The sequence below is a fragment of the Allorhizobium sp. nf9_anc genome (assembly GCF_056323085.1).
In genome coordinates, this window is sequence record NZ_CM150481.1 from 4,210,819 (window position 1) to 4,234,728 (window position 23,910).

At 62.8% G+C, this 23,910-nt stretch carries 19 protein-coding genes; 10 read left to right on the forward strand and 9 right to left on the reverse strand.

Features of this window, described 5'->3' with window-relative positions:
* Positions 1 to 7 precede the first annotated feature (7 nt).
* From AC02Y0_RS20495 to AC02Y0_RS20505, 3 genes are all read right to left on the reverse strand, one after another.
* Positions 8 to 1,225, reverse strand: a complete 1,218-nt coding sequence (locus AC02Y0_RS20495; RefSeq protein ID WP_476380871.1) for a mandelate racemase/muconate lactonizing enzyme family protein — start codon at positions 1,223 to 1,225, stop codon at positions 8 to 10.
* 42 nt (positions 1,226 to 1,267) lie between these two features.
* Positions 1,268 to 2,692: an aldehyde dehydrogenase gene (gene aldA / locus AC02Y0_RS20500; RefSeq protein ID WP_476380873.1), complete on the reverse strand. Its 1,425-nt coding sequence runs from the start codon at positions 2,690 to 2,692 to the stop codon at positions 1,268 to 1,270.
* A gap of 101 nt (positions 2,693 to 2,793) precedes the next feature.
* Positions 2,794 to 3,720, reverse strand: coding sequence for a LysR substrate-binding domain-containing protein (locus tag AC02Y0_RS20505; RefSeq protein WP_476380875.1), 927 nt, complete (start codon positions 3,718 to 3,720; stop codon positions 2,794 to 2,796).
* A 170-nt stretch (positions 3,721 to 3,890) separates the two neighbouring features.
* Here AC02Y0_RS20505 and AC02Y0_RS20510 point away from each other — a divergent pair, with 170 nt between their 5' ends.
* From AC02Y0_RS20510 to AC02Y0_RS20550, 9 genes are all read left to right on the forward strand, one after another.
* Positions 3,891 to 4,823, forward strand: a complete 933-nt coding sequence (locus AC02Y0_RS20510; RefSeq protein ID WP_476380877.1) for an L-lactate dehydrogenase — start codon at positions 3,891 to 3,893, stop codon at positions 4,821 to 4,823.
* A gap of 87 nt (positions 4,824 to 4,910) precedes the next feature.
* Positions 4,911 to 5,276 (forward strand): ArsR/SmtB family transcription factor, encoded by a 366-nt coding sequence (locus tag AC02Y0_RS20515; RefSeq protein WP_102021255.1) that lies wholly within the window; start codon positions 4,911 to 4,913, stop codon positions 5,274 to 5,276.
* A gap of 29 nt (positions 5,277 to 5,305) precedes the next feature.
* Positions 5,306 to 6,244 (forward strand): LysR family transcriptional regulator, encoded by a 939-nt coding sequence (locus AC02Y0_RS20520; RefSeq protein ID WP_476380880.1) that lies wholly within the window; start codon positions 5,306 to 5,308, stop codon positions 6,242 to 6,244.
* A gap of 66 nt (positions 6,245 to 6,310) precedes the next feature.
* Complete coding sequence (locus tag AC02Y0_RS20525) at positions 6,311 to 6,790, forward strand: formate dehydrogenase subunit gamma (protein ID WP_476380882.1); 480 nt, start codon at positions 6,311 to 6,313, stop codon at positions 6,788 to 6,790.
* Complete coding sequence (locus AC02Y0_RS20530) at positions 6,787 to 8,343, forward strand: formate dehydrogenase beta subunit (RefSeq protein ID WP_476380884.1); 1,557 nt, start codon at positions 6,787 to 6,789, stop codon at positions 8,341 to 8,343. The genes AC02Y0_RS20525 and AC02Y0_RS20530 overlap by 4 nt, the downstream gene beginning before the upstream one ends.
* The gene (locus AC02Y0_RS20535; protein WP_476380886.1) at positions 8,340 to 8,555 is read left to right on the forward strand and encodes a DUF4287 domain-containing protein; all 216 of its coding nucleotides are present in this window, start codon (positions 8,340 to 8,342) and stop codon (positions 8,553 to 8,555) included. The genes AC02Y0_RS20530 and AC02Y0_RS20535 overlap by 4 nt, the downstream gene beginning before the upstream one ends.
* Before the next feature lie 63 nt (positions 8,556 to 8,618).
* The gene (gene fdhF / locus AC02Y0_RS20540) at positions 8,619 to 11,501 is read left to right on the forward strand and encodes a formate dehydrogenase subunit alpha (RefSeq protein WP_476380887.1); all 2,883 of its coding nucleotides are present in this window, start codon (positions 8,619 to 8,621) and stop codon (positions 11,499 to 11,501) included.
* Positions 11,498 to 12,328 (forward strand): formate dehydrogenase accessory sulfurtransferase FdhD, encoded by an 831-nt coding sequence (gene fdhD / locus AC02Y0_RS20545; protein WP_476380889.1) that lies wholly within the window; start codon positions 11,498 to 11,500, stop codon positions 12,326 to 12,328. The genes fdhF and fdhD overlap by 4 nt, the downstream gene beginning before the upstream one ends.
* Complete coding sequence (locus AC02Y0_RS20550; RefSeq protein ID WP_476380891.1) at positions 12,321 to 12,665, forward strand: formate dehydrogenase subunit delta; 345 nt, start codon at positions 12,321 to 12,323, stop codon at positions 12,663 to 12,665. Before fdhD ends, AC02Y0_RS20550 begins: the two co-directional genes overlap by 8 nt.
* Before the next feature lie 63 nt (positions 12,666 to 12,728).
* Here AC02Y0_RS20550 and AC02Y0_RS20555 read toward each other — a convergent pair whose 3' ends face one another.
* From AC02Y0_RS20555 to rocF, 4 genes are all read right to left on the reverse strand, one after another.
* A complete protein-coding gene (locus AC02Y0_RS20555; RefSeq protein WP_476380893.1) occupies positions 12,729 to 13,574 on the reverse strand; it encodes an asparaginase domain-containing protein in 846 nt (281 codons plus the stop codon).
* 127 nt (positions 13,575 to 13,701) lie between these two features.
* Positions 13,702 to 14,178 carry a chemotaxis protein CheW gene (locus AC02Y0_RS20560; RefSeq protein WP_006724495.1) on the reverse strand — a complete coding sequence of 159 codons (477 nt, stop codon included), beginning with the start codon at positions 14,176 to 14,178 and terminating at the stop codon, positions 13,702 to 13,704.
* Positions 14,178 to 15,962 (reverse strand): methyl-accepting chemotaxis protein, encoded by a 1,785-nt coding sequence (locus AC02Y0_RS20565; protein ID WP_476380895.1) that lies wholly within the window; start codon positions 15,960 to 15,962, stop codon positions 14,178 to 14,180. Before AC02Y0_RS20565 ends, AC02Y0_RS20560 begins: the two co-directional genes overlap by 1 nt.
* Positions 15,963 to 16,180: 218 nt before the next feature.
* Positions 16,181 to 17,116, reverse strand: coding sequence for an arginase (gene rocF, locus AC02Y0_RS20570; protein ID WP_476380897.1), 936 nt, complete (start codon positions 17,114 to 17,116; stop codon positions 16,181 to 16,183).
* 124 nt (positions 17,117 to 17,240) lie between these two features.
* Here rocF and AC02Y0_RS20575 point away from each other — a divergent pair, with 124 nt between their 5' ends.
* Positions 17,241 to 17,666, forward strand: coding sequence for an Lrp/AsnC family transcriptional regulator (locus AC02Y0_RS20575; protein WP_102020963.1), 426 nt, complete (start codon positions 17,241 to 17,243; stop codon positions 17,664 to 17,666).
* A 29-nt stretch (positions 17,667 to 17,695) separates the two neighbouring features.
* Here the strand turns inward: AC02Y0_RS20575 and AC02Y0_RS20580 are convergent, their stop codons facing one another.
* Both AC02Y0_RS20580 and AC02Y0_RS20585 read right to left on the reverse strand, forming a co-directional pair.
* Positions 17,696 to 21,859, reverse strand: a complete 4,164-nt coding sequence (locus tag AC02Y0_RS20580; RefSeq protein ID WP_476380899.1) for a translocation/assembly module TamB domain-containing protein — start codon at positions 21,857 to 21,859, stop codon at positions 17,696 to 17,698.
* Positions 21,860 to 21,885: 26 nt separating this feature from the next.
* Positions 21,886 to 23,820: an autotransporter assembly complex protein TamA gene (locus AC02Y0_RS20585; protein WP_476380900.1), complete on the reverse strand. Its 1,935-nt coding sequence runs from the start codon at positions 23,818 to 23,820 to the stop codon at positions 21,886 to 21,888.
* Positions 23,821 to 23,910: the final 90 nt, after the last annotated feature.

The window sequence follows — 23,910 nt, forward strand, 5'->3', positions numbered from 1 at the left end:
TGATCCTTTAGCCCTTGGCCGGCATGAAGGCCTTCACATCGGCATGCTCCGGCGCCATCTGCAGATGCAGCCTGTCGCCGGTATAGGGCGTGTGGCGGGCGATGACGTCGTGGTTCAGCTCGATGCCGAGGCCAGGTTCGCGCGAGGGAATGAGATAGCCGTCGTCAAAGCCGAGCTTTGTCTTCACCACCTCGGCGTGGAAGCCGCCGAAATCCATGATCGCCTCATGGATGAGGAAGTTCGGGCAGGTTGCCGCGAGCTGGATGGAAGCGGCTGCCCCGACCGGGCCGTTGTAGAGATGCGGCGCGATCTGCGCATAAAAGGACTCGGCCATCCCGGCGATCTTTTTCGCCTCCAGCAAGCCGCCGACGCGAGCGACATTCATCTGCAGGATGGAGGCAGAGCCAAGCTGCAATACTCTCTGGAATTCGTATTTCGTCGTCAGGCGCTCGCCCGTCGAGACGGGGATCGAAGTGGCGCGAGCGACTTCCGCCATCGCGGCTTCCTGGCCGGGCGGTACGGGCTCCTCGAACCAGAGCGGATCGTATTTCTCCAGCCGCTTGGCGAGACGGATGGCCGAGGACGGCACCATCTGGCCGTGGGTGCCGAAGAGGATGTCGGCGCGGTTGCCGATGGCATCGCGGATCTTCTGGCAAAACTCCTCACAGCGATCCATGACGGGAAGCGACAGCTGATGGCCGGAATAATTGGTGTAAGGCCCGGCCGGATCGAATTTCAGCCCGGTGAAGCCGGCCTCGACCATGCGGATCGCCTCTTCGGCGGCGAGATCCGGATCGTTGTAGTCGTATTCTCCGGCTGAATTCTTCGGATATAGATAGGTGTAGGCGCGCAGCTTGTCGTGGACCGGGCCGCCGAGAAGATCGGCGACAGGCCGTCCTGCCGCCTTGCCGATGATGTCCCAGCAGGCGATTTCGAGACCCGAGATGATCCCGACCATGGTCGGATCCGGCCGCTGGGTGAAGCCGCTCGAATAGGCGGCGCGCCAGAAGCGTTCGATCTGGTGCGGGTCGTGACCTTCGAGATAGCGGGTGAAGACGTCTTCCACGAGGACGGCGATGCCCGAGGGATGGAAGGCAGTCGAGTAGATCTCGCCCACGCCCTTGATCCCGCAGGCCGTCTCCAGCTCGACGAAGATCCAGTACATGCCGCCGATATGCGGCGCGGGCGTTGCGACGACGTGTGTCTTGAGCGAAGCGACTTTCATGGATGCCCCCGATGAAGAATTCTTGAGCCGGCTAATCGGCGATCAGTGTTTGAGGATGACGAGGCGGGTCTGGGTGAATTCCAGCATGCCGTGCTTGCCGTCATCGCCGCCGAGGCCGGAGCGCTTCCAGCCGGCGTGGTAGCCCTGATACGGATCGGCCGGGAAGCGGTTGATGTAGAGCTCGCCCGCCTCGATCTCGTTCGCGGCCTTCATCACCTTGCGGTAGTTCTCGGTAAAGACGACGGAGGCGAGGCCAAACTGGTGGTCGCTTGCCATGGCAAGTGCCTGGTCGAAATCGGTATAGGGGATGACGGCGAGCACGGGCCCGAAGACTTCCTCCTGGATGATCTCCATGTCCTGGCGGCAGTCGGAGAGCAGCGTCGGCGGATAGAAATAGCCATCGCCTGCGGGCAGGAAGCCACCCGTCTCGATGACAGCGCCATCGGCCTTGGCGCGTTCGACCATGTGATGAACCCTGAGACGTGCTGCGGCATTGGCGAGCGGTCCCATGCGGGTCGGATCCTCGGAGCGATCGCCATAGTGACGGCGCTCGAAGGCGTCCTTCAGCTTGGCGAGAAGCGTGCCATGCACTGAAGCATGCACGTAAAGCCGCTCGACGGAGGTGCAGACCTGGCCGCAATGGGCGGTCTTTGCCGCAAGCACGCTTTTCGTCACCACATCGAGATCGGCATCCGGCTCGACGATGACAGGTGTCTTGCCGCCGAGTTCCAGTGAGGGCTTGGCGATGTTGGCCTTGCAGTAGTCCAGAACCGTCTGGCCTGCGGCGACGCTGCCGGTCAGCGTAATCATCCCAACTTCGCGGCGGGTGGACATGACCTGGGCTACCTCATGGCTCATCGCCATGATGCTGACGAGGCCTGCGGGAAGATCTGCCTCCTTGATCGCTTCAGCAAAGACGAAGGCCGAGGTCGGCGTGTTGTTGCTGGGCCGGACCACCACTGCATTGCCGGTGATCAGGGCCGGGGCAATCTTGCGCACCAGCGTATAGATCGGGAAGTTGAAGGGGATCAGGCAGGCGACGACGCCGATCGGGGCGCGCTTCAGCATCAGCGTTTCATCAGGCGTGTCACTCTCGATGACCTCGCCCTCGACGCGGCGTGCCCATTCGGCGTGGTAGCGCATCAGCTCAACACCGTAGCCGGTTTCGGCCACGGCATCGTCAAGGCTTTTGCCGGATTCCTGCGCCAGTGCTGCACCGATCTTCTGCTGATGGCGCTCAACGGCATCAGCAAGCCTGCGGAGTGTATTTCCGCGCTCGATGGCCGGCAGGCGACCCCAAGGCTTCTGAGCGACAGCTGCGGCGTCCACCGCCTCGATGACGTCGGCTTCCGTCGCCGAGGTGACCGATGCGAAAACGCGTCCGGTCGCTGGGTTTTTCACCTCGATCGTCGGGCGTGGCCCCGTCTCGCGAAACGATCCGGCAATGAAGTTCTGGAAGGTGGACATGACAGGCGCTCCGGCAACGGACAGTACCCCCAAGTAGGGATCTGGCCCTCTTGCTTCGCAAGCGACTTATTGTCGGGGTGAGCATTCCAAAAAGGAATGTTTCAGGCGTTCACCTGTCTGAGTGCCGGCATCGAGCCTGTGCCCATTTCATGGCTTAGCCAGCGTCTGAGAGCCTCGACATGCGGGGATAGCGATCTGTCAGTGCGGGTCACGAGCCAGTAGGATTCGTGGCCCTCGACCTCGACATCCAGCACCTGGGTGAGCGCACCCGTCTGCATCAGGGGTGCGACCATCGACCTGTCCGCCACCGCGACCCCCAGCCCGTTGCAGGCGGCTTCGATGACGAGATCCAGCAAGTCGAATTCCAGTCCGCCTTGCGTGTCGGTCTCTGTGAGACCCGCCGCATCCAGCCAGCGTTGCCAGGTGAGATACCGCTGGTCGGCAGAAGCCAGCACATGCAGGAAAGTGAAGCGGGAGAGGTCGATCGCCTCGCCATCCCGCAGGCCTTGGACGAGATGGGGCGCGCAGACGGCGATATGGCGTTCGGTGAAGAGACGTTCCGAGCGCAGGCTCGGCCACTCCCCGTCGCCGAAACGGATGGCGCAATCCAGCATGCCGCGTTCGGAGAGGTTGTCTTCAAGGTCGGTGGTGATGCTGAGATCGACGTCGGGCAGAAAGGCCCTGAGGCTCATCAGGCGCGGCATCAGCCAGCGCTTGGCAAAGGTCGGCGGCACATTGATCCGCAGACGGCGGAGATTGCTTTTCTCGCGAATGTTGCGAACCGTCATTTCTACCGTGTGGAAGGCGTGCTGCAGCGATGCCAGGAGTTCGGCGCCCGATGCGGTCAGCTCGAGGTGATGATGCCGGCGGATGACCAGCGTTTCGCCCAGCTGTTCCTCCAGATTGCGAACCTGGCGGCTGACCGCGCTCTGGGTCAGGTTCAGCAATTCCGCGGCACGCGTGAAGCTGCGGGTCTGGCCGACCACCTCGAACACCTTCATCGCGGACAGGGCCGGCAGCCGTCTCATGATCCCTCGCGCCATCTCGTTTTATGCCTGAAGCATTAAATCAGAGGCGATCGGCGTGCGCCATGCAGTTATGACGCGAATTTGTCATGCTTTGCGCTATAGCTGGCTGCTAGCGTCGGGTGACCGATGAGGCGGGTTTCGGGAATTTTGTGCGTTTGGGGGGAAATGGCATGAAAGTCGGTATCGTGGGTGCGGGAATGGTCGGCAGCACGGCGGGTTATGCGCTGGCGCTGATGGGGCTTGCGAGCGAGATCGTGCTGATCGACCGCAACGATGCACTGGCCGTCGCGCAGGCCGAGGACATCGCCCATGCGGTTCCCTTCATGTCCTCGACCGTGGTGAATGCCGGGCAGTACCGGGATCTGGAGGGGGCCGGCGTCGTCATTCTGGCTGCGGGTGTCAGCCAGAAGCCTGGCGAAACGCGCCTTGAGCTCCTGGAACGGAATGCCGCCGTCTTCCGCGCTGTTCTCGCCGAGGTCCTGCCGGTCGCGCCGGATGCAATCCTGCTGATTGCATCCAACCCCGTCGATGTGATGACCCAGATCACCACCCGCCTGTCCGGCATCGATCCGCGACGGGTGATCGGCTCCGGTACCATCCTCGACACGGCCCGCTTCCGCAGCCTAGTCGGCCGGCATCTCGGGATTTCCCCACAATCGGTGCATGCCTATGTGCTCGGCGAACATGGCGATAGCGAAGTGCTCGCCTGGACGAGTGCGCGCGCCGGCTCGGTTCCACTCTCGTCCTTCGCCGCCCAGGTCGGGTCTCCGCTCACCGCAGAGGTGCGCGCGCAGATCGATGATGGCGTGCGCAATGCGGCCTACAAGATCATCAACGGCAAGGGCTCGACCTATTATGGCATCGGTGCTGGTCTCGCCCGCATCGTCAAGGCGATCGCCCGCGACCAGCGGGACGTTCTTTCCGTCTCCATCACGACAGCGGAGGTGGCCGGTGTGCGGGATGTCGCTCTGTCGATCCCGCGTGTGATCGGTGCCGAGGGTGTTCTGGCCGATCTGTTCCCGGATCTCGACGAGGCGGAATATGCCGCCCTGAACCGCAGCGCGTCGCTTTTGAAGGAACGGGCCGACGCCATTCCTTTGTAGGTAAGGCAGCCTATATGCTAGACTGCCCGCGCAGCCATCCTGCCGTCGCGCTTATTCAGAAGCGCATCTCGATTTCTGGACCTCGTCATGACCGAAACGCCGCCACTCACCCCTGAGGCTCTCGACGACTTTCTTTCGAAGGCGCGTGCGGCCAGTGGTCTTCTGAAGGCGCTGTCGCACGAGACACGCCTGCTGATGCTTTGCATGCTCTGCCAGGGCGAGAAGACCGTCACGGAGATCGAGCACTTTCTCGGCATCCAGCAGGCCGTGGTTTCCCAGCAGCTCGCGCGGCTCAGAAGCGACAAGGTCGTCCAGACCCGCCGCGAGGGACGGCAGATCTACTACCGTATCGCCGATCCGCAACTCGCCGAACTGATCTCCGTGCTCTACAAGATGTATTGCGGCCCGGCGCCCGTCATGCACGGTGAAGCAGAAGCCCTCACCGAGGCCTGAGAGCTTCGGCGCGATCGAAGGGCGGGGACATGATCGACAAGCTGGAATACTTCATCGCGCTCGCCCGCCAACAGCATTTCGGCCGTGCGGCGGAAGAATGCGGCGTGACGCAACCGACGCTGTCTGCCGGCATCCGCCAGCTCGAAGAGCAGCTGGGCGTGATGCTGGTGCAGCGCGGCTCGCGCTTTCTCGGTCTCACTCCGGAAGGTCAGCGGGTGCTCGAATGGGCGCGGCGGATCGTGGGCGATACCCGCACGATGCGCGAGGAGATGCGTGCCGCGCGCCGGGGTCTTGCGGGGCATATCCGGCTCGCGGTCATTCCCACCGCGCTTGCCATGGTGCAGAAGCTCACCGAACCCTTCCAGACCCGGCATCCGGACGTCACATTTTCTGTCCTGTCCCGCACTTCGCTGCAGGTTCTGAGCCTCCTGGAAAACCTCGAGGTCGACGCCGGCATCACCTATCTCGACAACGAGCCGCTGGGACGCGTCACCAGCGTGCCGCTCTATTCGGAGCGCTATCACCTGATCACCGCTCTCGGCACGCCGCTTGCCGATCGTGACAGCGTCACCTGGAGCGAGGTCGCCGATCTCCGGCTCTGTCTCTTGACCGCCGACATGCAGAACCGCCGGATCATCAACCAGCATATGACGGAGGCGGGTGTATCGCCCAAGCCGACACTCGAATCCAATTCGATGATCGTGCTCTTCTCGCATATCCGGACGGGCAAATGGGCCTCGATCATGCCGAGAAACGTGGCGGAATCCTTCGGCTTCGGCGAGGAGATCCGAATGATCCCGATTACCGCGCCCGAGGCCGAACATCTGGTCGGGCTGGTCGCCACGCATCGCGAGCCTTTCACGCCGCTGGTCTCCGGACTACTGCACGAGGCACGCTTGCTGGCATCCTCGAATGCCTTCGATAGAAATCTTCTATCGAGCGACGGAAGCGCCGTATTGACCTCCTGACATCGGACCCATCATCATCTTCCGATAAACGAACCTGCCAGAGCTCGGCGGGTGAGGAGGATTTCGATGAATATTCGTGTGGCTGCGGACGACGTCTCCGCCCGCATATCGGCTGTGATCGCCGAGTTGCAGCATCTGGAGGGGCCGATGCTGCCGATCCTGCACCGTGTGCAGGAGGAATTCGGCTACATCCCTGAGATCGCCAAGCAGATCATCGCCAGCGCGTTGAACCTGTCGCGTGCCGAGGTGCATGGCGTCATCACCTTCTACCACGATTTCAAGGCCCATCCCTCCGGGCGACATGTTCTAAAGCTCTGTCGCGCCGAGGCTTGCCAGTCGATGGGCTGCGAGCCTCTTGCGGAGAAGATCAAGGCCAAGCTCGGCATCGACTGGCACGAGACGACGGCTGATGGTGCCGTCACCCTCGAACCCGTGTTCTGTCTCGGCCTCTGCGCCCAGGCGCCGGCCGCCATGCTGGACGGCGAGCTGCATGCCCGCCTCGACGAGCACTGTCTCACTGACATGCTGGCGGAGGTGCGCTCATGAGCGTTACCGTCTTCGTCCCCCGCGATGCGGCAGCGCTTGCCGTCGGTGCAGACAAGGTAGCGGCTGCCATCGAGCGTGAAGCCAAGGCGCGCGGTCGGGATGTCACCATCGTGCGCAATGGCTCGCGCGGCATGCTGTGGCTGGAAGTGCTGGTCGAGGTCCGCACCGAGCGCGGGCGTGTTGCTTATGGTCCGGTCAAGGTCGCCGATGTGCCATCGCTCTTCGACGCCGGCTTCCTTGATGGCGGCGAGCACCCCCTCGGCCATGGCCTGACAAGCGAGATCCCCTTCCTCAAGGGGCAGACGCGGCTGACCTTCGCCCGCTGCGGCGTCACCGATCCGCTGTCGCTCGATGATTACCGCCACTACCCGGGCCTCAAGGGTCTTGCCAATGCCATCGCCATGGCACCGGCCGAGATCGTCAAACAGGTGACCGACAGCGGCCTGCGCGGTCGCGGTGGTGCCGGCTTCCCGACCGGCATCAAGTGGAAGACAGTCGCAGACGCCAAGGCCGACCAGAAATACATCGTCTGCAATGCCGACGAAGGTGACAGCGGCACCTTCGCCGACCGGATGATCATGGAGGGTGACCCCTTCGTTCTGATCGAAGGCATGGCGATTGCCGGCATCGCGGTCGGCGCCACCAAGGGCTATGTCTATACCCGCTCCGAATATCCGCATGCCATCGCCATGATGGAAGAGGCGATCGAGATTGCGAGGGCTGCGGGCATCCTCGGCGCCTCGGTCATGGGCTCGGCTTACGCCTTCGACATGGAAGTGCGCATGGGCGCCGGCGCCTATGTTTGCGGTGAAGAGACTTCGCTGCTCAATTCGCTGGAAGGCAAGCGCGGCGTGGTGCGGGCCAAGCCGCCGCTTCCCGCACTTCAGGGTCTGTTCGGCAAGCCGACCGTCGTTAACAACGTCATGTCGCTCGCCTCCATCCCCGTCATCATGGATCGCGGCGCGCAGTTCTACCGGGACTTCGGCGTCGGCCGCTCGCATGGCACGATCCCGATCCAGCTTGCCGGCAATCTGAAGCATGGCGGCCTTTACGAGACCGCCTTCGGCCTGCCGCTCGGCCAACTGATCAACGAGATCGGCGGCGGCACGATTTCGGGCCGTCCGGTCAAGGCAGTGCAGGTCGGCGGGCCGCTCGGGGCCTATTTCCCGCCTGCACTGTTCGACACGATCTTCGACTACGAGGCCTTCACCGCTGCTGGTGGCCTGATCGGCCATGCGGGTGTCGTCGTCTTCGACGATACCGCCGACATGCTGAAGCAGGCGCGGTTTGCCATGGAGTTCTGTGCGGTCGAAAGCTGCGGCAAGTGCACGCCCTGCCGTATTGGCTCGACGCGCGGCGTCGAGACGGTCGACAAGATCGCCCAAGGCATCGAGCCAGAGAAGAACAAGGTGCTGCTGGAGGATCTCTGCAACACCATGAAGTTCGGCTCGCTCTGCGCGCTGGGCGGCTTCACGCCCTATCCGGTGATGAGCGCCATGACGCATTTCCCGGAGGATTTTGTGCCGGCGCCGGTCAGGGAGGCTGCGGAATGAGCGAGACACTGAAGGTCAAAGGGCCTGCCTCCTACTTCCCGTCGATCGAGAAGACCTATGGAAAGCCGATCCAGCATTGGCAGGACATTGTCCGGCAGCAGCAGGGCAAGACGCATATGCAGATCGTCGCCTTGCTGAAGACCTATCACGGTCTCGGCCATGGTCATGCCAATGCCATCGTCGCGGCGACGCTCGCCGAGACGAAATCCTGACACAGATACGAACTCGTTCCGCGCGGCCTCGTCCGCAGCGAAAAGACTGACCCGGAGGTTTTGATGCCCCTCGTTCCTGAAATCGACTACGGCACGCCCGCCTCGCGCTCCGAGAAACTGGTGACGCTGACCATCGACGGACGCGCAATCACGGTGCCCGAGGGCACGTCGATCATGCGCGCCTCGATGGAGGCCGGCATTCAGGTGCCGAAACTCTGCGCCACCGACATGGTCGATGCCTTCGGTTCCTGCCGCCTGTGTCTGATCGAGGTCGAGGGCCGCAATGGCACCCCCGCCTCCTGCACCACGCCCGTGGCACCCGGCATCGTCGTCCACACCCAGACGGAACGGCTCAAGGCCATCCGCAAGGGCGTGATGGAGCTCTACATCTCCGACCATCCGCTCGACTGTCTGACCTGCGCGGCCAATGGCGATTGCGAATTGCAGGATATGGCCGGTGCCGTTGGTCTGCGCGACGTGCGTTACGGTTACGACGGCGAGAACCACGTCAAGGCGCGGTCTGCCGATGGCGGGATCAACGCCCAGTGGATGCCGAAGGACGAGAGCAATCCCTATTTCACCTATGATCCGTCGAAATGTATCGTCTGTTCGCGCTGCGTGCGCGCCTGCGAAGAGGTGCAGGGTACGTTTGCACTGACCATTGAGGGCCGTGGCTTCGACAGCCGCGTGTCACCCGGCGCGCATGAAGCCTTCCTGTCGTCGGAATGCGTCTCCTGCGGCGCCTGCGTCCAGGCCTGCCCGACCGCGACGCTGACGGAAAAGTCCGTCATCGCCATCGGCCAGCCGGAGCATTCGGCTGTCACCACCTGCGCCTATTGCGGCGTCGGCTGTTCCTTCAAGGCGGAAATGCGCGGCGAAGAGCTGGTGCGCATGGTGCCATGGAAGGATGGCCAGGCCAATCGCGGCCATTCCTGTGTCAAGGGCCGTTTCGCCTATGGCTATGCCAGCCACAAGGACCGCATTCTCAACCCGATGATCCGCGAGAAGATCACCGATCCCTGGCGCGAAGTGACCTGGGAAGAGGCCTATGCGCATGTCGCCTCCGAGTTCAAGCGTATCCAGTACCAGTATGGCCGCGAAGCCATCGGCGGCATCACCTCGTCGCGCTGCACGAACGAAGAAACCTATCTCGTCCAGAAACTCATCCGCGCCGGCTTCGGCAACAACAATGTCGATACTTGCGCCCGCGTCTGCCACTCGCCGACGGGCTATGGCCTCGGCCAGGCCTTCGGCACCTCTGCCGGCACGCAGAATTTCGATAGCGTCGAGCAGTCCGACGTGGTGCTGGTGATCGGCGCAAACCCGACCGATGGCCATCCGGTGTTCGGCTCGCGTCTGAAAAAGCGCCTGCGCCAAGGTGCCAAGCTGATCGTCATCGATCCGCGCCGCATCGATCTCGTGCGCACGCCGCATGTGGAAGCGGCCCACCATCTGCCACTGAAGCCCGGCACCAATGTCGCGGTGCTGACCGCGCTTGCCCATGTCATCGTCACAGAAGGCCTGTTTGCCGAAGCCTTCATTCGTGAGCGTTGCGACTGGTCCGAATTCGAGGATTGGGCCGCTTTCGTCTCCGAGCCGGAGCATTCGCCAGAGGAAACCGAGAAGTTCACCGGCGTACCCGCCGCCGAACTGCGCGGTGCCGCGCGTCTGTTCGCCACCGGCGGCAATGGCGCGATTTATTACGGCCTCGGCGTCACGGAACACAGCCAGGGCTCGACCACCGTCATGGCGATCGCCAACCTCGCCATGGTCACCGGCAATATCGGTCGCCCCGGCGTCGGCGTGAACCCGCTGCGTGGTCAGAACAATGTCCAGGGCTCCTGCGACATGGGCTCCTTCCCGCATGAGCTGCCGGGCTATCGCCACGTGTCCGATGATGCCACCCGCGAGACGTTCGAAAAGCTCTGGGGCGTCGAGCTCAGCAACGAGCCGGGCCTGCGTATCCCGAACATGCTGGATGCCGCCGTCGATGGCTCCTTCAAGGGCATCTACATCCAGGGCGAAGACATCCTGCAGTCTGACCCCGACACGAAGCACGTCTCGGCCGGTCTCGCCGCGATGGAATGCGTCGTCGTGCACGACCTCTTCCTCAATGAGACGGCCAATTACGCGCATGTCTTCCTGCCGGGCTCGACCTTCCTCGAAAAGGACGGGACCTTCACGAATGCGGAGCGTCGCATCAACCGCGTGCGCAAGGTGATGAGCCCGAAGAACGGCTATGCCGACTGGGAGGTTACCCAGAAGCTTGCACAGGCCATGGGCCTTGCCTGGAACTATACGCATCCTTCCGAGATCATGGACGAGATCGCGGCGACCACGCCAAGCTTTGCCGGCGTCTCCTACGACTATCTGGAAAAGATGGGCTCGGTGCAGTGGCCCTGCAACGAGACGTTCCCGGTGGGATCGCCGATCATGCATGTCGACGGCTTCGTGCGCGGCAAGGGCAAGTTCATCCGCACCGAATATGTCGCGACCGACGAACGCACCGGCCCGCGCTTTCCGCTGCTTCTCACCACAGGCCGCATTCTGTCCCAGTATAATGTCGGCGCGCAGACGCGGCGCACCGAGAATGTCGTCTGGCATGAGGAAGATCTCCTGGAGATCCATCCGCATGATGCCGAACAGCGCGGCGTGAAGGACGGCGACTGGATCAAGCTTGCCAGCCGTGCGGGGGATACGACGCTGCGCGCATTGATCACTGATCGCGTCGCCCCGGGCGTGGTCTACACGACCTTCCATCACCCGAATACGCAGGCCAATGTCATCACCACTGACTTTTCCGACTGGGCAACCAATTGCCCGGAATACAAGGTAACCGCCGTTCAGGTCTCGCCGTCGAACGGGCCGACCGAGTGGCAGGAAGGCTATGAGGAGCTGTCGCGTCAGTCGCGGCGGATCGCCGGCAAGCTGGAAGCGGCGGAATGAGCGATGTGATCGGCTCCACAGCGCGGATCGTCGGCGGTCTCAAGGCGAGCCATGGGCTCTTTTCGAGCAGCAGCCGGCTCGTGCCAGAGGAGGTGCCGATCGCCTTTTCCTATGGCGGTTCCACCCATGCCGTGATGATGGCGACACCCGATGATCTCGATGACTTTGCCGTGGGCTTTTCGCTCGCCGAAGGCATCATTGAGCGCGCGGGCGATGTCGTTTCGGTCGAAGCGATCGAGGCTGGCGAGGGGATCGACGTCCAGGTGACGCTGAAGGACATGGCTGCGGAGGCGCTGACTGCCCGACGTCGGCGCATGGCCGGGCCTGTCGGCTGCGGTCTCTGTGGCATCGAGTCGATCGAGCAGGCGAGCCGAGCGGTGCGCCCGGTAGGGTCGAACGACGTGCGACTGAGCGCCCGCGAGATCGCGGATGCGATGACGCTGCTCGGTGCCGCCCAGGCTCTCAACCGGCAGACGCGCGCCGTGCATGCGGCGGGTTTCTATAGCCCCCACGAAGGGCTGGTTGCCGTTCGCGAGGACGTCGGTCGGCACAATGCGCTCGACAAGCTCGTCGGCGCGGTTTTGCTGGGGGGCTGGGATGCTTCGCTGGGCGCGGTCGTCGTGACAAGCCGCCTCTCGGTCGAGATGGTGCAGAAGACAGCAGCACTTGGAGCGCCGGTCCTGATCGCCATTTCCGCGCCGACGGCACTCGCCATCCGCACGGCAGCGCAGGCCGGGATCACCCTGATCGGCATCGCCCGTGACGAAGATTTTGAAATTTTTACCCGGCCTGATCGCGTGGTCGAGGGAGTAGCAATGCATGTCTGAGACCGGCACCGACGCCAAGCTGATCCGCATGGCCAATCAGATCGCCACCTTTTTCCTGTCGCAGCCGCAGGACGTGCGCGTAGAGGGCGTGGCGACGCATATCAACAAGTTCTGGGAGGTCCGCATGCGCCGGCGCTTCTTTGAGCTTCTGGCGGTCCCCGATGTCGGTTTTCTGCCTCTGGTGATCGAGGCCGCCAGCAGCATCAAGCGCCCGGGTGAGTCCGATGCTACCGCCGTCGGCGTCGGTCAGGACGCTGCTGACGGCGCACCCGGCGGCCAAGGTGTGGCCGCAGGCGAATCGCTGTCGGAGCCGAGCATCCCGGAGACCACGCCCTGAGCGAGGCACCGCTCCCAGTGGGCGATGCCCGTTGAAGCAGGCGGGATGACCGAAGGGCTTTCGTCAGTTCAGCCATAGATGGATGAGGGCGGCCTCCGGCGTCTCGGTGCCCCCATTCTCGATGCCTGTCCCCCAGAGACCGGCACCGGCCGCGTAAGCACCGGGTGACAGGCCGCCTGCCTCGCACTGGCTGACAGCGCGCAGTCGCTTGCCGCTTCTCACCGCCTCGGCGAGCACAGACAGGACCGCTGGATCATTCATCGCCGTGCCTGCACCAAAGATGCGAAGCACCGCGCCATCAAGCGCTCCCAGCATGGCGTTCAGCGCATCTGCCGGGATCCCCGGGGAGAGCGTCAGAATAGCGAGCTTGCGGTCGTCGAAGGTCCGCTGCATCGGTGCTTCGTGTGCTGCCTGCGGCTGGGAGCGAAAGGCATCCGCTGCGTGGCTGTCATGCTTGACCAGACCGTCTGCCGCCAGGAGCTTGCCGGCAAATGCAAGCAGGACGCCGGGCTCGCTGCCCGTCGCGGCCGTGATCGCCAGTTCGAGATTGCCTTCGGCATCACCCTTTTGCCCGAGCGGCAGCATTGAGCCGCATAGGATAACGCGCCTATTTTCCCCCGCTAGAGCCTGGCTCAGGGCTGCACCGGAAAAGGCCATGGTGTCGGTGCCATGGGTGATGATCACGGCAGCGTCCGGATGGCTGCGGATGGTCTCCAGCATGCGGTTCCAGTGACGAGGGCCGACATCGGCGCTGTCGAGCAAGGGATCGAAGACGTCAGCGGTCAAAACCATGCCGGCGGGCAGGCGTGCCGCAATCGCTTCCTCCACGAGGCCCTTCATGGGGGCCAGTCCTTCGGGCGTCTCGGCCATCCCGATCGTTCCACCCGTGTGGATCAGCAGCAGTTTCATCGTCTCGCCTCCCGGATTTGTTGCCGTCTGGTAGGGCAGTGCGACGCGGAGATCAACCGGGTGCTGGAACGCGAAAGGACAGCGCCGTGAAGCGCTGCCCTTTCCAAACGGATGGTCTTTAGCCTGATCAGGCGGCCAGGTCTTCCAGATCGCTGCCCTTGAACATCTTGGCGAGGTTCAGGAAGCAGATCATGCCGTTCTCGTTGGCAATGATGCCTTCCGAGAAGGTCTTGTCGAAGGAGGCCGAGACTTCCGGAACCGGCTGAACCTGGCTCGACGGGATGGTCAGGATGTCCGAAACGCGGTCGACCAGCATGCCGATGACCATGTTGTGGACTTCGGCGACGACGATGGCCGAACGCTCGTTAGCGACGGTGCTCTTCATGCCGAGCTTGTAGGCAAGGTCGATGATCGGAATAACCGAGCCGCGAAGGTTCATGACACCGATAACATCGGCCGGCGCATGCGGGATCGGCGTGGACGGCGCCCAGCCGCGAATTTCGCGGATGGTCGTTGTCTTGACGCAGAACTCCTGATCATGAAGCCGGAAGGCGATGATCTCGAGGGTCTCGCTGCCGAAGCTGGTGGAGCTGATAGTTGCCATTAGAAATCTTCCCAACCTTCCTGTACCTTGGCGGCAGCGGCGCCACCTGCGGCGCGAGCGACACTCGCCATGAGTTTGCGTGCCGGTGATGCTACAGGTGAAGCATCGGGACGCGCTTCCATGACTTTATGCGAAGAGTGTTGCCCAATTCTAAACTGTGACACCAGTTCGCGCAGTGCAGAGGCCTGTTTTGCGAGGCTGTGGCTTGCAGCGGTCGATTCTTCGACCATGGCCGCGTTCTGCTGGGTGTTCTGATCCATGGCGTTGACCGCCTTGTTGATCTCCGCGAGGCCGGTCGATTGTTCGCGCGAGGCTTCGACGATCGCAATAACGTTGCGGTTGATGTCTTGAACTTCGGTGACGATCTGTTCGAGCGCCTTGCCTGTCTCGCCGACAAGCTGCACGCCGGTCTTCACCTGATCGGAGGAGGTGTTGATCAGCGCCTTGATCTCTTTCGCGGCCGTTGCCGAGCGTTGAGCGAGTTCTCGGACTTCCTGAGCGACCACTGCGAAGCCCTTTCCGGCTTCGCCCGCGCGGGCTGCCTCGACGCCTGCGTTCAGGGCTAGCAGGTTGGTCTGGAAGGCGATGTCGTCGATCACGCCGATGATGTTCGAAATCTCCTTGGAGGAGTTTTCGATCTGGCCCATGGCCTTGATCGCGTTCTTGACCACGAAGCCGGACTTTTCAGCCCCTTCCTTGGTGCGCGCCACAAGATGCCCGGCTTCGTTGGCTCGCTTCGAGCTGTCGGCGACGGTCTGGGTGATCTGTTCGAGCGCGGCTGCCGTTTCCTCAACGGCTGCTGCCTGTTGCTCTGTGCGTTTCGCCAGATTGTCGGAGGCTTCGCGGATCTGCGACGAGCCCGAGGCAATGGCGTCCGTGTTGTGGCTGACATTCTGCATCGCGGCTGCGACGCGCCCCATGGCGGTGTTGAAGTCGACGCGGATCTGTTCGAGCGAGGGGATAAAGGGCTTGTCGATGGTTGCCGTCAGGTCGCCCTGGGCGAGCGCCGTCAATCCCTTCGCGATTTCGTCGACGGCATTGACCCGACCCGTAATGTCGGTTGCGTATTTCACCACCTTGAAGACACGACCGCTGGCATCGAAGATCGGGTTGTAGGAGGCCTGGATCCAGACCACCTTGCCGCCCTTGCCGATGCGCTTGAATTCCTGGGACACGAACTGGCCTGAGGCCAGTGTCTTCCAGAAGTCGCGATAGGCTTCGGAGCGGGTATAGTCCGGCTCGCAGAACATGGAGTGATGCTTGCCGGCGATTTCACCCAGCGTGTAGCCGAGGGTCGACAGGAAATTCTCGTTGGCGGTGAGGATTTCGCCTGCCGGCGTAAACTCGATCGTGGCCTGAACGCGAGAGATCGCTTCGAGCTTGCCGGTGTCTTCCGCAGATTTGAGTTTGGCCGCCGTGATATCCGTGGCGAACTTGACGATCTTCCAGAGCTTGCCGCCGCGGAAGACAGGGTTATAGGAGGCCTGTATCCAGATCTCGCCGCCGTCCTTCTTGAAGCGCTTGTATTCGCGGCTCTCGAACTGCCCCTTGTTCAGCATGACCCAGAAATCGCGATAGTCGGCGGTCGTCGTATAAGCCGGATCACAGAAGATACGGTGATGCTTGCCCTTGATCTCTTCCAGGCTGTAGCCCAGCGCCCGACAGAAATTCTCATTCGCCGTGATGATCGTGCCGTCGAGCTTGAACTCGATGACCGCCTGCGAACGGCTCAAAGCGTCGAGAACCGACTTTGATTCAAGCCCCGGAAACGTAATCAATGCCATATGAACCCCCAAGATGGCTTTGCGCCGCAGATCGGCGTCAATGTGCCAATTTTAGCCTTGTGGATTTAAGCAATCGTCAATGTTCAACGATTTTCGCATAAAAGAGTGAGCGAAAATCGATCATACCCTCCAGAAATACATAGGGAAAATTGACGAAGATCAGCGCTGACCGCAAAAATTCATTCACTTCGCGGGAAGGGGATAGACAAGAGGCGTGCTCAACCGCCCCTTGTCGGACGATCGAGGATGCGTCTGCCAAACAGGCTGGCTGCCAGTTCCACCATGACGCGGGCGCTTCGGCCGCGATCGTCCAGGAAGGGGTTCAGTTCCACCAGATCGAGTGAAGAGACCAGCTCGCTATCGTGCAGCAGTTCCATGATGAGATGTGCCTCGCGGAAGGTTGCGCCACCCGGAACTGTCGTGCCGACGCCGGGCGCCACGTCCGGATCGAGGAAGTCGACGTCGAGGCTCACATGCAAAAGGCCGCCTGCCGCGCGGACGTCCGCCAGGATGCGTTTGACGATGCTGCCCATGCCTTCTTCGTCGACGGCCCGCATGTCGAAGACGTTGACCGCGTTCTCCCGGATCAGACGGCGCTCTTCCTCGTCCACCGAGCGGATGCCGATCTGGTAGACGCGCTTGGGATCGACGAAGGGACGATCTGGGCTCAGGATCGGGGCGAACTCCGCCTTGCCGCAGAAGAAGGCGACCGGCATGCCGTGGATATTGCCCGAGGGCGAGGTTTCCGGCGCGTTGAAGTCCGAATGGGCGTCGAGCCACAGGACGTAAAGTGGGCGCCCGAGTTCTGCCGCATAGCGGGCCATGCCGGATACGCTGCCCATGGACAGGCTGTGGTCGCCGCCGAGCAAGATCGGAACTGCACCACCGGCCGCCGCCCCATAGGTCTCCGCTTCGATCGCCCGGGTGAAGGCGCCGACGATCGGCAGATGTTTGGCGCGCTCCATCTCGGGAAGATCGGATGCCGGTGCAGGTCGAAGATCGCCACGATCCTCGACCTGAAACCCAAGATCACCAAGGGCAGATGCAATGCCGGCAATGCGGTAGGCCGCCGGACCCATGGCGCAACCACCACGTCCGGACCCTTCCTCGAGAGGTACCCCGATCAGCGCCACGGTTTTCTGCTGCTTGTCCATGTCTCGTCCTTATCTGTCGTGTCGCGCCATGATCGGCCAAACTGCCGTTGTCAAAAAGGTGGAACTTCGTCACAAAGCGCTATAGTTTGCGCATATCGCAACCAGCATGTGACAGTTTGTAAAGATGGACGATCTCGACCGCAGCATCCTCGGCGCGCTTCGCCAGAATGCCCGCCTGCCTGTCGCGTCTCTCGCTGCCATGACCGGCGCCTCGCGCGCGACGATTTCTGCGCGGATCGACCGGCTCGTGGCGAACGGGACGATTGCCGCATTCACGATTCTCACAGGCAGCGAAATCCAGCCGACGGGTGTGCGGGCCATCATCATGATCGAGGTTGTCGGCAAGTTCGCCGATCGCGTGGCCCATCAGCTGCGCGGCATGCCGCAGGTCCGTTCGCTGCACAGTACCAATGGCAAATGGGATTTCATCGCCGAGCTGGAAGAGCGGGATCTCGCCAGTTTCGACGAGACGCTGAGACGGATCCGGTTGATCGAGGGCATCAACTTCACCGAATCCAACATTCTCCTGAAAACCAGCAAGGTGGCCTGACGCGTGGGCAGTGAGCCTCGCCCCGCGGGTCAGTATTCCTTCTCGTAGAAGATGCCGCCACCGGCGCCGGATCCGCCGGCCTCACCCTTCAGCTTCAAGCCTCGACCGATGTCGAGATTGATCACCGCCTTGGCGCCACCGCTGCCACTCTGCTGCAACTCGATATAGGTGCGGTCGTTGAGATACTTGCCGGCGCTGATGCTGGTGCCGCCGGTTTCATCCGTGGAGATATCGAGATCGTCGATGCCGAGCGTGCTGCGCAGTGACTGGAACAGCGAGGTGCCGCGCCCGCCGGCGAGCTGGGCTGCAGCATCGGCAAGCTGCGCGATCTGCAGCGGTGAGAGCCGCGACAAGGATTGCCCGAAGATCAGCTGTGCCAGGATTTCGTCTTGGGGCAGGGACGGTGTCGAGCTGAAGCTCACCTGCGGATTGCTGGCAAGTCCGGTCAGCAGAATGACGATGGTGGCGTTGCCCGAGGTCGTGGTCGCTTCGAGATCGAGAAGGGGAACGAGGTCGCCGCCGAAGGTGATCGTTGCACGTGTGATGTCGAGGCGCTTCGTCAGGATTTGCATCCGACCGCGCCGCAGTTCGAAGGCGCCGGAGACCACGGGCGCTGCCGCCGAGCCGGTCAATGAGATCGTCCCGCCAAGCTCGGCATCAATGCCGCGTCCGCGCACAAAGGTCTGGGTGGGCGAGGAAATCGTGAGGTCGAGCGCAATCGGCGCGCTCGACGAGCGACCTTCCGCCGGCTGCTGCTCGCGTTGCTGACGCTGAACCGCAGCCGGTGCATTGCGATGCTCGATATCCAGCGCCTGCAGGCTTGCCGGGCGGCTCTCGGACAGAGTGATCGAGGTGCGCGACAGGTTGATCGCGCCCGCAAGTGTCGGGCCGTTCAGCAACTGCCCCGTGAGGGTCAGCCTGCCATCTGCCGTGCTGGTCACGGTGTTGCCATCGACATAAACGGCCTGGTCGAGGTTGATTGTCAGGTCGGCCGGCAGGCCGGGGCTTGCGATATCGATGCTGCCGCTCGCCGAGACACGACCGCCGGTCGCGAGGTTCCCGGTCAGGCTGCCAATCTCAGCCCGGGTGCCGGTGAGGTTCACCGTCGTTGCGATCTGCTCGATTGCGAGGTTGCGTCTGACGTCGACAATTCGGGCGCCGCTGGTCGATACCGTGCCGGTGATCCGCGGCTCGGCTCCGGTGCCGCCGATCGTCAGGTTGACGCTGGCATTGCCTTCGGCAACGAGGCCCTGAGCCGCGAGTTGGCCATTGGCGGCAGAGAGAGGAACCTCTCCCTGAACCCGGATATCGAGGCCCGGGCCGTTCTGAAGCGAGACATTTCCGCCTGCGGTGAGGCCGATGCCACCGCCGTCGATGCCGCTTTCAAGGGTGAGGGTCTGGTTTTCGAAACGACCATTGGCGGTGATCCCGAAGGGGGCGAGACCCGCACTCCGTGTTTGGGCGATTGCCGCGCCTTGCCAGTCGAGCCTGTAGTCTGCGACCGGCGCCGATGGCGAGCCGCCGACCGTGACGGTGCCGGAAATGCTCCCTTCCGGGGAAAGTTGCGGAGCAAGGGTCGCTGCGAGCGAGGCCGGAAGAGCCTGGATATTTGCGGTGAGATCGAGCGCCTCACCGACGGTGCCGGACACAGCCACGCGGCCGGAGCCTGCTGAGATCACCGTGTCAGCGATGGAAACTTCTCCGTCGGCGATGCGAACCGAAGTCGGGTTTGCCAGGGCAAGCGCAATGCCGCGCGGCGTCGCACGCAACTCCTGTACGGCCACGGAAAGGCCATCCGGGTTCTGACTGAGTGCTCCCCGCAGAACGACAGGCGCGTTGTCGTATTGCCCAGAGAGGTTAAACTCCGTTTCGGAGCCCGCCCGGGTGAAATCGAGCGCCACGCTTTCCAGCCGGTTCGCGCCTGAGGCGGCGCTCGTTGCGCGGATGGTGCCCTCTGCGGCAAGAGCCGAGACATCCGTCACTCTCAGGTCGACGCGCGGTTCGCTGATGGCGAGATTGCCCTGCGTAATGGCAGAGCCGGAGGCCTCGACGTCGGCGGAGAGCCTGCCCTCCGTCGACTGGAGGGAGACATTTCCCTTGAGATCGCCACCGATCGTCTGACCGGCGAGAGCGGCAAGCAGGCTGATATCAGGAAAATCGAAGGACACATCCCCGGCCGGTAGGAAGTCCGGGCCAAGATTGAGCGCGCCGGTCAGGCGGTTCGGGCCGATCGCGAGATCGATCGCATCGACTGTCGTCCTGCCCTCGGCGCTCACTACCTCGGCCTTGGCGTCCAGCGGTTTCCCATCGATCCGACCGCTGACTGTCAGATTGCCGCTCGGTGCTTGCCGATTGGCAACGCCATCGACCACAACGGTGAGATTTTCGATGCGATAACCGGCTGCCTGCCCTTCATCGACCGCGAGGTTGACCGTCGCCTCCAGGGCGTCGAGCGGACCGGATGCCGAGAGATTGAAGGAGGCAGGCGCCTGAATACGCTCGACGAAGAGGCCGATATCGCGGAGTTGGCCCGTCAGATCAGTGGCCAGAATGCCGTCTTGATCCAGGGAGAGAGAACCTTCCGCCTGGGCAATGTCGGTGGCGAGCACGATCTCGCGCAGCGCAATGGCGCGCGGCGCGACGAAATCGACACGGGCAGACAGATCTACCGGCCCCTGCAGGCGGCTCGATAGCGCTGGCGGCAAAAGGTCGGGCACGGCCTGAACGGCGAGCCTGCCGGAAAAGCCATTGCTGGCCAGCGTGTAGGTGCCGGACCCCTGCAGGTCGAGGCCATTGCTGTCAAAGACGAGTTGCTCGAAGGAAATGGCTTCTGTGGAGACGATCAGCGGTGCCGTGAGCGTCAGCGGGCCGCGGATATAAGGCCGGATTTCGGTATCGCGGATGGCAGTTCCCTGCACGGTGACCCCGAGGTTTACCGGGCCCTGCCGGTTGGCGAGGTCGAAACTGTCACTGTCGGCAGTCAGCGCGATGTCCGAGAACGTGCCCTGGGGAAGGCTGAGCTCTGCCAGGTCGGCGCGCAGCGAGAGCGCTGCTGCCGGAGCCTGTCCGTTGAGGGCCAGATCCAGGCTCCGCAGCTTCAGGCCGCCCGTGAAGTCCGGCGATTGCGAGGTGATGCCGACGGGTTCGCCGGTTGCGCGAGCCGAAAGACGCAAGTCATTCTGGCCGTTCGGATCGTAACGTCCGGCGGCTGTGACTTCCGCCGAGGCAGTCGTGAAGCGGCCCCTTTCGATCGCCACCGATCCGTCGGTGCCGAGTATCGTCGCCAGATCGATTGCCGTCTCGCCCGCGAAGATGTCGCGCAGCTCGGGCGGCAGAAGCCCCGAGAAGCGGCCGCCACCTGTTGCGGTCAGGGCGCGCGTACCGTCTGCGGCGAGCTTGTGGGTCGCGTCGACGGTGATCGTGCGCTCTCCATCCAGCGAGGCCATAATCTGGCCGGCCCAGTCGTCCAGAGGTCCGTCACCATCGACCTCGATGGCCAGTGCCGGCTGGCCCGGCAGTTGCAGCTGCTCGCCGAGAAGGCCTGCTGCGGGTTCCTGATAATCGAGATTGACGCGCAGCTGGTTGTCGTTCGGCGCATAGAGGAGATCGACAACGGCATTGTTGCCGGGTTCGTCCAGACGCGTCGCGGTCAGCCGGCTGGCGATCGTGTCGCCGACGATCTGCAGCGACCCTTGCGCTGATAAGGGGAGTTCGCGCTCGATGAGCGCTTCACCAATGGCGATCGAGGGCAGGTCTATGGTCGCGATGTCGATTTCAACCGGCAGCGAGAAAGGTTCATCGGTTTCCGGTTGCGGCTCTGTCGAGGGCAGGGGCGCGCGGCTGACGGTGACTTGCCGTGCCGAGATACGCTCTGCCGTGAAGCGCTTGCGGATCAGGTCCCGCGGCGTCCAGTCGAGCGCCAGGTCTTCGATCGAGGCGTAGACACCCTCGCTGTCGGCGACCGTAATCCGCTCCACCGAAAACTGGCTGCTCAAGAGCGGGCCGGTGCCGGAGAGGGTGATCTGTCTGTTATCGGTCGAGACAAGTGCTGCGATCCGGTCGGCCAGAAACTGGCTCCCCGTTCGGGAGAAGCCACCGACCAGGATCACGACGACGAACAGCGCGATCATCGCGGCCACGAGGCCGCCCATGAGCCGGATCGTCCAGGTCAGGATGCGCTTCAACCAGATCATGCTTACTGTCGTCCTGTCTTGCTCGGTCAGAAGCTCTGACCAATGCCGGCATAGATGGCATAACGGCTGCCGCCATCGTAAGGATCCAGCGGAACTGCCACATCCAGCCTCAAAGGGCCGAACGGGGTCATGTAACGCAGCCCGACACCGGCACCCATCTTGATGTCATTGAAATCGGGCACGGTGTTGTCCGCGACTGTGCCGATATCGAGAAAGGGCACGATGCCGATTGTATCCGTCACGTTGATGCGTGCTTCCAGATTGGCCGTCACATAGGAGCGGCCACCGGTGCCTTCATCGGCGGCGTTGTAAGGCGTGATTTCCTGGAAGGCATAACCGCGCACCGATCCACCGCCGCCGGAGAAGAAACGCCTTGTGGCGGGGATGGCAGAGAGATCGCCGCCGCCGACCAGGGAGCCGGCGCTCAGGCGACCGGCGAGCACGAAACGATCCTCCTCGCCAAAGCCGAGATAGGCCGAGATCGAGCCTTCGAGCGATGTGAAGAAGGTCTGGCCGAAGAAATCATAGCTCGGCGTCAGCGTCACGGTGCCGTAGTGGCCTTCGGTTGCGTTCAGCCGGTTGTCGCGGGTGTCCCTGACATAGCCCATCGGCAAGCCGAAGGTCAGGTACTCGTTGTCGTCGCCAAAGGCGTCGTCGATGCTGTCATAGGCGAGCGAAACGCCCGCGTTGACGGTGTCGAAATCGGTCAGTTCATAGGCGTAGGAGACCTTACCCGTCACCGTGGCGGCATCGTAATAGTCGGTCTCCAGCGTGCTGCCCTTGATGCTGGCCTCAAGCGTTCCCGAGGGAACGAAGGCGCCTGGCTTGATGAAGGTGATACCTGCCGTGTAGTCGAGCGACGAGACGTCACTGACATTCTCGAGCTCGCCCAGCCCGCGCACCGATCCCTCGATCCGCAGCGATTCCGCCTGGCCGAAGAGGTTTCGATGGCCCCAGTAGCCTTCAATGCCGCCACCATCGACGGATGAATAGCTGGCGCCGACGCCGAAATAGCGATGCTTTCCTTCCGAGACCACGATGCCGATGGGCAAGGATCCGTCCGCTTCCAGACCCTCGGCCTCATTGACCGTGACCGAGGAGAAGACGCCGAGCGTGCGCAGACGTTCGCCGGCTTTACGCAACTGTTCGGGTGAATAGGTCTGGCCGGGCCGGAGGCGCGAGTAATAGGCGATGAAGTCGGAGTTTACGGATCGACCACCCTTCACGGTGACGACGCCAAGGGGAGCGACCGGGCCAGCCTCGACCGCAATTGTCAGATCGATGGTCTGCGTCTCGTGATCGGCCACCACGTCGCGGCGCGTCACCTCGGTCAGGGGGCGGCCTTCTTCCTTGAGCTTGAGGGCCATGGCCTCGGCAGCCTTCAGGATCGTCAGAGAGCCTGCCTTCTCTCCTCGCACCAGATCGAACTCGGCGGGATCGAGGCGGGCGGCATCTCCTTCGAGACGGACTTCGCCCAGGGTGAATGTCGCTCCGGGCTGAATGGTAATCGATACGGGCACAGGCCGTGACCGGTCGAAGCTTGGATTGGGGGGCAGGCTGTCGATGTCGTGGCCATCGATCGTCACGGAGACCACGCCGCCATAAAGGGCGTTTTCATAGAGCGTCGCAATCAGGCGGTCGCGGTCGTCGCGGGCCTTGATGACCAGTCCGAGATCGCCCGATACGGGATCGTCTTCCTCCGCCAGCAGCAGCGAAGTCCGCTCCAGCGATTTCCGGAGCGTACGGTCGGCCTCACCGGTGTCGAGGGTGATCGTGTAATCCAGCGGGTCGATCACGTCGCGGCCCGCCTCATCGCTGCCGAAAAGACGAATTCCGAAGATCTCGAATGCGGCTGCTTCCGTGGCCACAGCTGGCAGAAGGGGGCTGGCGACGGACAATACGAGCCCTAGCCGTAACGCAAGACTATACTTCGGCAATGTCCATCCACTCGGTCTACGCATGTCGCTTTCATCGCGATCTGTCAGGCGTGCCCCACCCACCGGACAACTTAGGCGTAAATGCGTCGCAACGCATACCCCCTTTTTGAGCAG